The 12,058-nt window shown below is 65.9% G+C and carries 13 protein-coding genes; 8 read left to right on the top strand and 5 right to left on the bottom strand.

The window, feature by feature from the left end:
• Window positions 1–141 precede the first annotated feature (141 nt).
• Window positions 142–1,023: a formate dehydrogenase accessory sulfurtransferase FdhD gene (locus tag DT069_RS08415; RefSeq protein ID WP_119459861.1), complete on the top strand. Its 882-nt coding sequence runs from the start codon at window positions 142–144 to the stop codon at window positions 1,021–1,023.
• Window positions 1,013–1,642 (top strand): molybdenum cofactor guanylyltransferase MobA, encoded by a 630-nt coding sequence (gene mobA, locus DT069_RS08410; RefSeq protein ID WP_119459860.1) that lies wholly within the window; start codon window positions 1,013–1,015, stop codon window positions 1,640–1,642. The genes DT069_RS08415 and mobA overlap by 11 nt, the downstream gene beginning before the upstream one ends.
• A 21-nt stretch (window positions 1,643–1,663) precedes the next feature.
• Here the strand turns inward: mobA and DT069_RS08405 are convergent, their stop codons facing one another.
• The 4 genes from DT069_RS08405 to DT069_RS08390 form a co-directional block, all read right to left on the bottom strand.
• Window positions 1,664–2,236, bottom strand: a complete 573-nt coding sequence (locus DT069_RS08405) for a peroxiredoxin (RefSeq protein ID WP_119459859.1) — start codon at window positions 2,234–2,236, stop codon at window positions 1,664–1,666.
• Between the two features lie 74 nt (window positions 2,237–2,310).
• On the bottom strand, window positions 2,311–3,825 hold the full coding sequence (locus tag DT069_RS08400; RefSeq protein ID WP_119459858.1) for a phospholipase D-like domain-containing protein: 1,515 nt from the start codon (window positions 3,823–3,825) through the stop codon (window positions 2,311–2,313).
• A 58-nt stretch (window positions 3,826–3,883) separates the two neighbouring features.
• Window positions 3,884–3,970: a small membrane protein YohP gene (locus DT069_RS25155; protein ID WP_119459857.1), complete on the bottom strand. Its 87-nt coding sequence runs from the start codon at window positions 3,968–3,970 to the stop codon at window positions 3,884–3,886.
• A 128-nt stretch (window positions 3,971–4,098) separates the two neighbouring features.
• Window positions 4,099–4,311: a DUF3553 domain-containing protein gene (locus DT069_RS08390; protein WP_119459856.1), complete on the bottom strand. Its 213-nt coding sequence runs from the start codon at window positions 4,309–4,311 to the stop codon at window positions 4,099–4,101.
• Between the two features lie 137 nt (window positions 4,312–4,448).
• Between DT069_RS08390 and DT069_RS08385 the strand changes: the two genes are divergently transcribed.
• The 6 genes from DT069_RS08385 (at window position 4,449) to DT069_RS08360 (ending at window position 11,142) form a co-directional block, all read left to right on the top strand.
• Complete coding sequence (locus DT069_RS08385; RefSeq protein ID WP_119459855.1) at window positions 4,449–5,099, top strand: histidine phosphotransferase family protein; 651 nt, start codon at window positions 4,449–4,451, stop codon at window positions 5,097–5,099.
• A gap of 135 nt (window positions 5,100–5,234) precedes the next feature.
• Window positions 5,235–8,213: a chemotaxis protein CheW gene (locus tag DT069_RS08380; protein WP_119459854.1), complete on the top strand. Its 2,979-nt coding sequence runs from the start codon at window positions 5,235–5,237 to the stop codon at window positions 8,211–8,213.
• The gene (locus tag DT069_RS08375) at window positions 8,210–8,707 is read left to right on the top strand and encodes a chemotaxis protein CheW (protein ID WP_119459853.1); all 498 of its coding nucleotides are present in this window, start codon (window positions 8,210–8,212) and stop codon (window positions 8,705–8,707) included. Before DT069_RS08380 ends, DT069_RS08375 begins: the two co-directional genes overlap by 4 nt.
• Window positions 8,708–8,750: 43 nt before the next feature.
• Window positions 8,751–9,116: a response regulator gene (locus tag DT069_RS08370; RefSeq protein WP_119459852.1), complete on the top strand. Its 366-nt coding sequence runs from the start codon at window positions 8,751–8,753 to the stop codon at window positions 9,114–9,116.
• A gap of 89 nt (window positions 9,117–9,205) precedes the next feature.
• A complete protein-coding gene (locus tag DT069_RS08365) occupies window positions 9,206–10,294 on the top strand; it encodes a protein-glutamate methylesterase/protein-glutamine glutaminase (protein ID WP_119460120.1) in 1,089 nt (362 codons plus the stop codon).
• A complete protein-coding gene (locus DT069_RS08360) occupies window positions 10,291–11,142 on the top strand; it encodes a CheR family methyltransferase (RefSeq protein WP_119459851.1) in 852 nt (283 codons plus the stop codon). The genes DT069_RS08365 and DT069_RS08360 overlap by 4 nt, the downstream gene beginning before the upstream one ends.
• 119 nt (window positions 11,143–11,261) lie before the next feature.
• On the opposite strand, the gene ctrA is transcribed toward DT069_RS08360, so the two are convergent.
• Window positions 11,262–11,981, bottom strand: coding sequence for a response regulator transcription factor CtrA (ctrA, locus tag DT069_RS08355; RefSeq protein WP_119459850.1), 720 nt, complete (start codon window positions 11,979–11,981; stop codon window positions 11,262–11,264).
• Between the last annotated feature and the right edge of the window lie 77 nt (window positions 11,982–12,058).

Below are 12,058 nucleotides of genomic sequence, written 5' to 3'. Positions count from 1 at the left end.
AGGGTCCGGCAATGACAAGCGCAGTGGTGCTCGCACTGATCGTGCTTGTCCCACAACTGAACCGGATCGTTGCCGGCCTTACTTGGAGCGTGGAGCGTCCATCGCTTGTGCAGACGGGGAGCAGACCGCATATTTCCAACCATGAGCGAATTCCTGTTGCGTCCGAACCCTGACGATCCGCGCCTGACCCGCCACGTCACTGGCATCGACCAGGAGGGCAAGCGGATCGACACGGCCGTCGTCGTCGAGCGGCCGCTGACCCTGTTCCTCAACGGGCAGGAGATCGTCACGATGATGACGATCGGCGATTTTCCCGACTACCTCGCCGTCGGCTATCTCCTGAACCAGAACATGCTGCGCCCCGATGATCGGGTGACGGATATCGAGTATGACGACGAGCTCGAGGTCGTCGTCGTCCGCACCGAGCGCCATACCGATTTCGAGCAGAAGCTGCAGAAGAAGACGCTGACCTCGGGCTGCGCCCAGGGCACGGTGTTCGGCGATCTGATGGAGAGGTTCGACGAGGTCGTGCTGGACCCTGAGGCCGAGTTGCGGACCTCGTGGCTCTATGCGCTCAGCAAGAAGATCAACACCAGCCCCAGCCTCTATCTCGCCGCCGGGGCGATCCATGGCTGCGTGCTCTGCGAGGAGGACCGGCCGCTGATCTATATGGAGGATGTCGGCCGGCACAACGCGATCGATAAGATCGCCGGCTACATGCATCTGAAGGGCATCGGCCCCGAGGGCAAGATCTTCTACACCACCGGGCGGCTCACCAGCGAGATGGTGATCAAGACGGTGCAGATGCGGATCCCGATCCTGATCTCGCGCTCGGGCTTCACCGCCTGGGGCGTCGAGCTGGCCCGCCGGGCCGGGCTGACATTGATCGGCCGCGCCAAGGGAAAGCGGTTCGTCGCGCTGTCCGGCGAGAACCGCATCCGCTTCGACGGCGATCCCGCCTCGGTCGGCGAGGAGAGCCCGCGCCATCAGCGCAAGGCGAGCCTCGAGAACGATGTCGCCTGAACGAGCAGACGTCCGGCCGCCCGTCCTTGGGCTGCTGCTGGCCGGCGGCCAGTCGCGTCGCATGGGCGGCGGCGACAAATGCCTGCGGCCGCTGGGCGGCAGGCCGATCCTGTCTCATATTGTCGATCGCGTCGGCCCCCAGGTGCGCCACCTGCTGCTGAACGCCAACGGCGATCCTGCACGCTTCCGCGATTTCGGGTTGCCGGTCGCGGCCGACAGCGTGGCGGGCTATGCCGGCCCACTCGCCGGCGTGCTGACCGGCCTCGATTGGGCGGCGGCGGAGGCGCCCGACTGCCGCTTCGTCGCGAGCGTTCCGACCGATGCGCCGTTCCTGCCGGCCGATCTCGTCCAGCGGCTGATGGCCGGATTGGAGGCCGAGGGCGCCGACATGGCCTGCGTCGCCAGCGGCGGGCGCCATCATCCGGTGGCCGGGCTCTGGCCCGTCGATCTACGCGAGGACCTGCGCCGCGCGATGACCGTGGAGGACATCCGCAAGGTCGATGTCTGGACCGGCCGCTACAAGCTCGCGGTCGTCGAGTTCCCGACCGATCCGGTCGATCCCTTCTTCAACACCAACCGGCCCGAGGATCTCGAAGCGGCGGAGCGGTTGTTGGGCTGATGCGCCGCTGATGCTCCGGTGTCAGAGCGGATGGCTGCCGAGCCAGGCGACGACCTCCTCGGCATGCCGGTCGGGCGGGAAGACCGGATAGAACACCCGTTCGATCCGGCCGGCCCGAAGTACCAGGGTCAGCCGCTTCATCAGCACCATACCCGCCACTTCCAAGACCGGCAGCCCAAGAGCCTTGGTAAGGCGCAGCTCGTGATCGCTCAGCACCTCGAAAGGTAGATGGAGGCGCTGAACCATCTCCTGCTGATAGGCGGTCGTCTGCGTGCTCAGCCCGAACAGTCCGGCCCCGAGCTCGGCGAGTTCCCGGCTGTGATCGCGGAAGGAACAAGCCTCGGGCGTACAGCCGCGGGCGCCTGGTATCATGTCCCATCCGTCGGGGAGCGGCTGGCCCGGAACACCCGTCATCGGATAGGCGTAGACGACCGTCCGCGGCGCATCGGAGTCGGCGAGCCTCACATCGCGGCCCGCGGTCGACGGCAGCGAGATCGGCGGGATGGTCATGCCCGGCAGATGGTCGCACGCGCCGTCATCCTCGGGCCGCGGCAGGTCATCCGGAAGGCGGTTCAGGTTAAGTGGGTCCGACATTCGATGCGCTCCGTCCGTTCTGCCGTGCCTCGCGGAGCAGTTTAGCAGCACGGACGCGTACGAGGTGAGTACTCTTACCGCGTCGCGGGCCGAAGCGCCGAGCCGCCCCTCCAGACGCGCCGGGTCAGCGCCGTCCACAGTCCTTGCGGCCGTTCGGGGTCGAGGAGCTCATGCTCGGCGATGAAGGTCTCGGCCTCGTTCGGCAGCTCGGCCTCGAACGGCACGAGAGTGCGGCCGGGCCGTCGCAGCGTCTCGATCGCGCGGATGAAGGATCCGGTCTCCGCATGGGCGGCGGCCACTTCGTCGGGCGTGACGCCGAGATGCTCGGCGACGAGCCCATTCCGGACGGCGGCGATGGCAGTGCCGATCCGCGTCTCGTCGGGCGTCCCGGGCACGGCCTCGATGGCGATATCGCACTCGGTGTCGAAGCCCATGGAGCGGTTGTTGAGATTTGACGATCCGACGCGCAGCAGGCGATTGTCGACCGCCATCACCTTGGCATGCACATAGATCGGGGTCCCGCCGGCGGTAACCGGCGTATAGATTCGGAAACGATCGTGCCGATCCGCCTTGCGGAGCTCCGCGATCAGGCGGGCGCGGGCGGAGCCCATCGCCTCCTCCTCGAGCCAGCCCGCGGCCGACTCCGGGTTGACGATCACGATCTCGGGGCCGTTCACCTCGCGCAGCCGTGCGGCGAGCGCCTCGGCGATCCGGCGCGAGGCGAAATACTGGCTTTCCAGATAGATCGTCCGCCGCGCGGCGGCGATGCCGGTCAGATAGAGCGCCTCGATCTCGCGGATCTCGGGGCGGCCGCCATGCGCCGGCGCCGTCCGCGCGATCGCGACATCGATGTCGCGGAGCATTGGATCGAGCCGTGTCGGCCAAGGGTCGTGCTCAGGCGGCGGCGGCTCGAGGCGCTCGCCGGTCGCCCGGTGCCACCGCTCGCGGGCGAGCTCGCCGAGCGCCTTGGCGGCCGCACCGTCCACGGCCGTCGTGATGTCGTGCCAGGGGCCGAGCGAGCGATGCCAGGGGCTGCGCCGGCGTCGGTCATCGTCCAGATGCCCGCGCGTGTCCCAGCGGCCGACCGTCATGTCGATGCCGCCGCAGAAGGCGAGCGCGTCGTCGATCACGACGACTTTCTGGTGATGGCATGCGCCCAGGGGATGCTCGCTGTCGAGTTTGAACCGGATGCGCCGATCCGTGATCCAATCGAGGATAAAGAGCGGGGTTGCGCCCCGCCCGAGCGACTGGACGATGCTGAAATCCCATTTGAGGACATAGGCGCAGAGCTTGGGGCGGCGCTTCACCACCTCGGAGATGAACGCGCCAAGCTTGTTCGGGACGCCCGACTTCGGATCGTCGGGCTCCAGCAGGATGCGCGTATCAAAGTCCCAGCTGATCAGCATTACCGTGTGCCGCGCCTCGAGGATCGCCGCCTTGAGAACGGCGAAATAGTCGGCCGCGTCGACGATCGGCGCGAACCGGTGCGCCCGCTCGATGCGCCAGCAGTTCCGCCCCGGCTGCAGCAAGCGCTCGCGCTCGCCTGCGGCGAGAGGGGGAGGCTCCTCTCCCGGAGCGCTACCGGGCATGGAAGACGGCCCTTTCATGTTACCGGCATGTCTCGGCAGGTCGGTTGGGACGGGGAGCTCAGAAGATCAGGGCCAGAATCCCGATCACGACCAGCAGGCCAATGAGGAAGATGATCCCAATCGTGCCGCCGAGGAACTTCAGCATGTTGATCTCCCTCCTTCTTGAGGCGCCTAACAGAACCTGTCCATGCTCTGCGCCGGGTCTTGTGTTAACGCCATCAAGCGCGATTTGGTTCGCCGGGAGGCTTGGTCCGCGACTCGTCTCGCCGTCGGTCAGACGTCCTCGTCCGGGCCGACCGTCTCCAGGCTGACCACATCACCCTTGATCAGCAGCTTGCCGGCGTTCTCGAAATTCACCGTGATCCGGTTGCCGATCACCGACTGGACCTGACCGATCCCCCAGTCCGGGCGGTCGGGATGACGCACGAGCGCGCCGGGCAGCGGGGAGCCGGGCAGAGGGGCGCCGGGAGGGAGACGTTCAACCATCGCGGGCGATCTCCAAAGCTTGGGATTCCGATAGAGTCGATTATCGGTTAATAGAGGGGTGCGGCGAAGGAATACAAGGCACCGCAACTCCGCCGTGTCGAGGCGCACCGAGAGGACCGAGGGGGAAGAGAAATACCATGAAGATCGATCTGCGCATCACCGAACTGCTTTCGTCGCGACTCTGTCACGAGCTGATCAGTCCGGTCGGCGCCGTCGGCAACGGGCTCGAGCTGCTGGAAGAGGAGGAGGCGGGGATGGCCGCCGATGCGCTCGCGCTCTCGATCAAGAGTGTGCGGCGGGCGTCCGCCCTGTTGCAGTTCTACCGGATCGCCTATGGCGCCGCGGGCAGCACGGCCGCGGTCGGGGAGGGCGAGGCGCGGTCCCTCGCGTCGGGAATCCTGGAAGGTGGCAAGATCACGCTCGGCTGGTCCTCCAGCCTGCCGGAAGCCGGCATGCCGCAGGGCATGGCGAAGCTCATCCTGAACATGCTGCTCCTGGCCATCGAGGCGCTGCCGCGCGGCGGCGAACTGGCCGTCGATCTGGCGGCGTCTCAAGAGGGAGGGGGCCAGGGAGCCGTCGCCACCGTGACCGCGACCGGTCAGGATGCCCGGCTCGCCGACGAGATCCGCTCGGCGCTCGCCGTGGATGCGGATGTCGAGGCGCTGACGGCGAAGACCGTGCAGGGCTATTTCCTGATCCGCCTCGCGGAAGCGTTCGGCGGCCATGTCGAGGTTTCGGCCCCGGCTCCCGGGCCGGTGCGTCTCCGGCTGGCCCTGGCGGCGCGGTGATCGGCTGCCAAGACACTGTTTTCACCGCTTCTTAAGGTTGCAATGACACTCTAATCGCCATCTTCGCGGCGGGACTCCGAGCCCTGTCGTAGATCCTGTCTTCCCCGATATTCGGGACAAGTCATAGGAAATCTGATGGACGATCTGCTGAGTGAATTTCTCACCGAGACTGCGGAGAGCCTCGCGGTATTGGACGTCGAACTCGTAAAATTGGAGCAGAATCCAAACGATCCGGCTTTGCTCGGCAATATCTTTCGTCTCGTCCATACCATTAAGGGAACCTGCGGCTTTCTCGGGCTGCCGCGGCTGGAGGCGGTCGCCCATGCCGGAGAGAATGTGCTCGGCAAGGTCCGCGACGGCGAGCTCGAGGTAACGCCCGAAGCCGTCTCGCTGATCCTGGAATGCCTCGATCGGGTCCGCTCGCTGATGGGGACGCTGGAGCAGACCGAAGCGGAGCCGGCCGGCGAGGATTCGGCCCTGATCAATCGGCTGAACGCCCTGGCCGACGGTGTCGGCGCGGCGGAGCCGGCCGCGACTTCCGCGCCACCCGCCGCCAGCAGCCTGTACGACCGGGTCGGCGGTCTGGCGGCGATCGACGCCATCGTCGAGGTCTTCTACGGCAGCGTGGTCGCGGACGAGCAGCTGAAGGGCTACGTCGCGGACATCAACCTCGACATTCTGCAGGCGGGGCAACGTGCCTTCCTTGGCGGTCTGATTGGCGGGCCGGCATCGGAACGGGAGGCCGCACAGGCCAGCGCCCATCGCGGCTTCGTGACGGCGGCGATGGAGCCGCAGGATGTCGCGGCCGTCGACGAGTATCTGCGCGCCGCCCTGGCCGCGCTCGAAGTGCCGGCGGATGCGGCCGAAACGGTCATGGGGCTGATCGCCGCATCCCGCCCGGATGCAGCCGGTTCGGCAGTGCAGGCCGAAGCGCCTTCGACCTCCAGCCCGACAATCGACATGCCGGCAACCGCGGAAGCGCCGGGGGAAGCGCCGGAGCGCGAGCGGGAGGCGGCCAAGCCCGCGGCATCGACCGCCGGTAAGCCGGGCGAAGCGGAGGAGGGCACGAAGGACTCGGCCGTCGCCAACCAATCGATCCGGGTCAATGTCGACCTGCTCGAGAACCTGATGACCATGGTCAGCGAGCTGGTGCTGACCCGCAATCAGGTTCTGCAGATCCTGCGTACGCAGAAGGACAGCGAGTTCGCGGCGCCATTGCAGCGGCTCAATCACGTCACCTCCGAGTTGCAGGAGGGGGTGATGAAGACGCGCATGCAGCCGATCGGGAACGCCTGGGCGAAGCTGCCGCGCCTGGTCCGGGATCTCGCCCACGATCTGGGCAAGAAGATCGACCTGCAGATGATCGGGGCGGATACCGAGCTCGATCGCCAGGTCCTCGAGATGATCAAGGACCCGCTGACGCATATGGTGCGAAACTCGGCGGACCACGGGCTGGAAACGCCGGAGGAGCGACGCAGGCGGAAGAAGCCCGATACCGGCAAGATCACGCTGAACGCCTATCACGAAGGCGGTCACATCATCATCGAGATCTCCGACGATGGCCGGGGTCTGGCGCTCGAAAAAATCAAGGCCAAGGCGCTGCAGAACGGCATCGCCACCCAGGCGGAGCTGGACGACTTCACCGTCCAGCAGGTTCAGCAGCTGGTCTTCAGGCCCGGCTTCTCGACCGCCGACAAGGTTACCAGCGTCTCCGGGCGCGGCGTCGGCATGGACGTCGTCAAGACGAACATCGAGAAGATCGGCGGGACCATCGAGCTGCGCTCGACCGAGGGCCGCGGCTCCACCTTCGTCATCAAGATTCCGCTGACGCTCGCCATCGTCTCGGCGCTGATCGTCGAATGCGCCGGCGAGCGCTTCGCGATCCCGCAGATCAGCGTCGTCGAGCTGGTTCGCATCTCCGCCAACTCCGACAACAGCGTCGAGCGGATCAAGGACACGCCTGTTCTGCGGTTGCGCAATCGTCTTCTGCCGCTCGTGTCGCTGCGCGAGATGCTGCATATCGGCGAGGGCGACGACGCGGAGGACAGCTTCATCGTCGTGACCCAGGTCGGAACGCACAGCTTCGGCATGATCGTCGACAGGGTCTTCGACACCGAGGAGATCGTGGTCAAGCCGGTAGCGCCGATCCTGCGCCATATCGAGATCTTCTCCGGCAACACGATCCTCGGCGACGGCAGCGTGATCATGATCCTCGATCCGAACGGGATCGCCATCTCGAGCGGCCAGATGAACCTCGCCGAGGCGGTCGTTGCGGATGTCGCCACCCACCGCGACCACCGCGGCGAGGAGCGCGTGCCACTCCTGCTGTTCCGCGCCGGCGACGGCGCGCCGAAGGCGGTACCGCTGGCGCTTGTCGCCCGCCTGGAGGAGATCGACCTAGCGACGGTCGAGCGGTCCAACGGCGTCTGCGTCGTGCAATATCGCGGCCAGCTCATGCCGCTGATCTCGATCAGCGCCGACCACCAGATCGGGGAGACCGGGAAGCAGCCGATTCTCGTCTTCTCCGACCGTGACCGATCGATGGGCCTCGCCGTTGACGCCATCCTCGACATCGTCGAGGACCGGCTTGCGGTGGAGCTGTCTACCGATGAGCCGGGGCGGATTGGCAGCGCGATCATCGCCGGTCACGCGACCGACATCATCGACGCGGGCTACTATCTGACGCAGGCCTTCCGCGATTGGTTCGGGACGGCGGAGGGCGATGGCGGCGATGGCAAGCGCGTCCTGCTGATCGACGACAGCCCCTTCTTCAGAAACCTGCTGGCGCCGCTCCTGTCGGTCGCCGGCTATGACGTGACGACGGCCGAGAGCGCGGCCAAGGCGCTGATGCTCCATGAGGCCGGCGAGGATTTCGACGTCATCATCAGCGACATCGAGATGCCAGGCATGAACGGCTTCGAATTCGCCCAGACGGTGAAGAAGGGGACGCGCTGGCAGAACACGCCGATGGTCGCGCTGTCCTCGCACTCGTCGCCGCGCGACATCGACCGCGGACGGGCGGTGGGCTTCAACGACTATGTCGCGAAGTTCGATCGCGACGCGCTGCTGCAGACGCTTTCCGAAAGCCTGATGGATGTGCGAGGTGCCGCATGACGGCGGATGAACCGAAGGCGAGGACGACCGCCGGGGCGGAGGTCGAAGCCGCTGGCGAAATGCAGGACTATGTCTCGATGACGATCGGCGGTCAGCTGTTCGGCGTGCCGGTGCTGAAGGTGCAGGACGTCCTCGGGACGCAGCGCATCACCCGAATTCCGCTGGCGCCGCCCGAGGTCGCGGGGTCGCTGAACCTGCGCGGACGGATCGTCACGGCGATCGACGTGCGGCTGCGGCTCGGTCTTCCGCCGCGGCCGGAGTCGGAAACGGCGATGAGCGTGGTGATCGATCAGGGCGGCGAGCTCTACAGCCTGCTGGTCGATTCCGTCGGCGAGGTTCTCTCCTTGCGGGTGCGGGACTTCGAGCGGAACCCGCCGAACCTAGATCCGCGCTGGCGCGACTTTTCGGAGGGCATTCACCGTCTCAAGCAGAGTCTTCTCGTGGTCCTTGATGTGGCGCGTCTGCTCCAGATCGGCCGCGCGGAGGCCGCGTGAGAGTGTCTAGCTGCAGGTTCGGCCGGAACACGGGAGCGTGGCGATGAAGTCCTGTCTGATCGTTGACGACTCTAAGGTCGTGCGCATGGTCGCGCGGAAGATCCTCGAGGCGTTGAATTTCCGCATCGAGGAGGCGGAGAACGGGCAGGACGCGCTCCGCGCCTGCCTGCAGGAGATGCCCGACGCGATCCTGCTCGACTGGAACATGCCGGTGATGACCGGTATCGAGTTCCTCCAGGAATTGCGGCGCACCGCCGGCGGTGAGGCGCCCGTCGTCGTTTTCTGCACGACGGAGAACGACATGCGGCATATCCAGGAGGCGATCGGTGCGGGCGCCAACGAATACATCATGAAGCCGTTCGACAGCGAGATCATCGAGTCCAAGTTCGCGCAGGCGGGCCTGCTGTAGAAAATCCGGGACGCCCGCGCGGACCAAGTGCCAGGAACACCCAAGTGACGACGCAGTCGGACAGTTCAGAACACGCGCAGATCCAGGTCATGGTGGTGGATGATTCCGCCGTGGTCCGCGGGCTGCTAACCCGGACACTCGAAAGCGATCCGTTGATCAGGGTCGTCGCCTCCGTGGGCAACGGCAGCATGGCGCTTGCGGCCTTGGGCCGCGCGGCGGCGATCGAGGTGGTGGTCCTCGACATCGAAATGCCGGTCATGGACGGGCTGACGGCGCTGCCGAAGCTGATCGCGGCACGGCCGGGCCTTCAGGTCATCATGGCCTCGGCCCTGACGCGGCAGAACGCCCATATTACCCTGCAGGCGCTTGCCGCCGGTGCCGCCGAGTGCATCGCGAAGCCGAGCTCGAACCGGGACGTCGGATCCGCCGACGACTTCAAGCGCGACCTGATCGCCAAGGTGAAGGCACTGGCGATCGCAGCCCGGGAGAGCAGCGGACTCCCGATGCCGCGGCCGCGGGACCCGGCCGCCGGCCCGCCGGTGCGCCCGCACGCCAATGCCGGTCGGCCCGTCCGTCTTCGGACCATTCCGATCGCCGCCCCGGCCGTTCTCGCGATCGGCAGCTCGACGGGCGGCCCCCAGGCGCTGTTCACGGTGCTGTCGAGCATTGCCGGCGCCGTCAGCCTGCCGATCTTCGTCACCCAGCATATGCCGGCCACCTTCACCACGATCCTGGCCGAGCATATCGCGCAGGCCAGTCGAACCCCGGCGGCTGAGGCGCGCGACGGCGAGCCGGTGACGGGTGGGCGTATCTACATCGCCCCGGGTGACTTTCACATGACGGTGATCCCCGAGCGCGATCGGAAAGTCGTTCGGCTGTCGAAGGAGCCGCCGGAGAACTATTGCCGCCCGTCCGTGGATCCGATGCTGCGCAGTCTCGCCCGGGCCTATGGCAGCGGCGTTTTCGCCCTGATCCTAACGGGTATGGGGCATGACGGCCTGCGCGGGGCCGAGGCGGTCATCGCCGCCGGTGGCGCCGTAGTCGCGCAGGACGAGGCGACCAGCGTCGTCTGGGGAATGCCCGGCGCGGTCGCGACCGCGGGACTGTGCAGCGCCGTGCTGCCCCTGCCAGACATCGCGCCCTATCTCCGCAAGCTGATTCTCAGGTCGGCGGCATGAACGTGAACGACTTCGATCTCATCTGTCGGATCCTGAAGGATCGGTCGGGCCTGACGCTCTCGAAGGACAAGGCTTACCTGCTGGAAAGCCGGTTGCTGCCCGTTGCCCGCCGATGGAAGCTGACGAGCTTCGACGAGCTTGCGAGGCTGGTCCGCGGCCAGCCGGACGAAACACTGCTGTGCGCGATTACCGAAGCGATGACGACCAACGAGTCGTTCTTCTTCCGTGACGCCAAGCCGTTCGAGCAGTTCCAGTCTCTAGTGCTGCCGCGGCTCCTCGAGGCCCGCGCGCACAAACGGACGATCCGGATCTGGAGCGCCGCCTGCTCGACCGGGCAGGAGCCTTATTCGTTGGCCATGATCTTGGACGCGGAGGCGAACAAGCTGGCCGGCTGGCGGGTGGAGATCCTGGCCACCGATCTTTCGAACGAGATCATCGACCGGGCGCGAGAGGGCACCTATTCGCAGTTCGAGGTCCAGCGCGGTCTGCCGATCAGCATGCTGGTGAAGTATTTCCAGCAGGTTGGCGACCGCTGGCAGATCAATGCCAAGATCCGCGACATGGTTACCTTCCGCTCGTTCAATCTGCTGAACGATCTGACGCCGCTCGGCAGTTTCGACGTGGTTTTCTGCCGCAACGTCCTGATCTATTTTGATCAGCAGACCAAGTCGACCGTGCTCGCCCGGATCGCCAAGCAGATGCCAAACGATGGCTTTCTCTATCTTGGCGGCGCCGAAACCGTCCTTGGGGTGTCCGACCGGTTCCAGGTCGTCGACGGGCAGCGGGGCATCTACGGCCTCGTACCGCCGGGCGCCATGCCCAACCCCATGATCGTCGCTGCTGTCTGAATACTGATCACGGGGCGCCCCATAGGGACACCGAGGCGCGGAGATGCTCTTGCGAGAATCTCCGCGCCTCGGCGTTTCCGTGATTCAGGGCGTTTGCGCCTTGTCGGCGCGGCCGGCCGTCAAACGACGGCGGCGTCGCGCTTCGGCTGCGCCGGGATCTCCTCGACCGGGTCGCGCAGAACGTAGCCGCGGCCCCAGACGGTTTCGATATAGCTGTCTCCGCCGGTGGCATTGCCCAGCTTCTTGCGCAGCTTGCAAACGAACACGTCGATGATCTTCAGCTCTGGCTCGTCGATCCCGCCATAGAGATGGTTGAGGAACATCTCCTTGGTCAGCGTCGTGCCCTTGCGCAGCGACAGGAGTTCGAGGATGCCGTACTCCTTGCCGGTGAGATGCAGCGGCTGGCCCTCGACCTCGACCGTGCGGGCGTCCAGATTGACGGCCAGCTTGCCGGTCCGGATCACCGAGTCCGAATGCCCCTTCGAGCGGCGGACGATTGCCTGAATACGGGCGATCAGCTCGCGCTTGTCGAACGGTTTCGTGAGATAGTCGTCGGCGCCGAAGCCGAGGCCCTTGAGCTTGTTGTCCAACTCGTTGAGCCCCGACAGGATCAGGATCGGCGTGTTTACCCGCGCCGCCCGAAGCCGCCGCAGTACCTCATAGCCATCGATGTCCGGCAGCATCAAGTCGAGCAGGATGATGTCGTAATCGTAGAGCTTCCCGATCTCCAGCCCGTCCTCTCCGAGGTCCGTCGAGTCGACGATGAAGCTTTCGGACTTCAGCATCAATTCGATGCTCTGCGCCGTATTCGAGTCGTCTTCCACCAAAAGAACGCGCATCGGTGAGTCCCTATTCCCTAGTACTTCTTAAGATTAGCCCCTTAACCACTTTCCGGGAAGCAGGTTAATAAACCTTT

This window comes from Virgifigura deserti, from assembly GCA_003576685.1.
GTDB lineage: Bacteria > Pseudomonadota > Alphaproteobacteria > Dongiales > Dongiaceae > Virgifigura > Virgifigura deserti.
Note: the sequence above shows the minus strand (reverse complement) of the source record. Positions and strands in the feature narration are given on the sequence as shown.

What these genes read in the sequence shown, in the direction of transcription:
- DT069_RS08385 (WP_119459855.1), top strand. Translation starts at nt 4,449, where the DNA reads ATGAAGATCGATCTGCGCATCACCGAACTGCTTTCGTCGCGACTCTGT.
- DT069_RS25155 (WP_119459857.1), bottom strand. Translation starts at nt 3,970, where the DNA reads ATGCTGAAGTTCCTCGGCGGCACGATTGGGATCATCTTCCTCATTGGC.
- DT069_RS08400 (WP_119459858.1), bottom strand. Translation starts at nt 3,825, where the DNA reads ATGCCCGGTAGCGCTCCGGGAGAGGAGCCTCCCCCTCTCGCCGCAGGC.
- DT069_RS08405 (WP_119459859.1), bottom strand. Translation starts at nt 2,236, where the DNA reads ATGTCGGACCCACTTAACCTGAACCGCCTTCCGGATGACCTGCCGCGG.
- DT069_RS08390 (WP_119459856.1), bottom strand. Translation starts at nt 4,311, where the DNA reads ATGGTTGAACGTCTCCCTCCCGGCGCCCCTCTGCCCGGCTCCCCGCTG.
- mobA (WP_119459860.1), top strand. Translation starts at nt 1,013, where the DNA reads ATGTCGCCTGAACGAGCAGACGTCCGGCCGCCCGTCCTTGGGCTGCTG.
- DT069_RS08375 (WP_119459853.1), top strand. Translation starts at nt 8,210, where the DNA reads ATGACGGCGGATGAACCGAAGGCGAGGACGACCGCCGGGGCGGAGGTC.
- DT069_RS08365 (WP_119460120.1), top strand. Translation starts at nt 9,206, where the DNA reads ATGGTGGTGGATGATTCCGCCGTGGTCCGCGGGCTGCTAACCCGGACA.
- DT069_RS08380 (WP_119459854.1), top strand. Translation starts at nt 5,235, where the DNA reads ATGGACGATCTGCTGAGTGAATTTCTCACCGAGACTGCGGAGAGCCTC.
- ctrA (WP_119459850.1), bottom strand. Translation starts at nt 11,981, where the DNA reads ATGCGCGTTCTTTTGGTGGAAGACGACTCGAATACGGCGCAGAGCATC.
- DT069_RS08360 (WP_119459851.1), top strand. Translation starts at nt 10,291, where the DNA reads ATGAACGTGAACGACTTCGATCTCATCTGTCGGATCCTGAAGGATCGG.
- DT069_RS08370 (WP_119459852.1), top strand. Translation starts at nt 8,751, where the DNA reads ATGAAGTCCTGTCTGATCGTTGACGACTCTAAGGTCGTGCGCATGGTC.
- DT069_RS08415 (WP_119459861.1), top strand. Translation starts at nt 142, where the DNA reads ATGAGCGAATTCCTGTTGCGTCCGAACCCTGACGATCCGCGCCTGACC.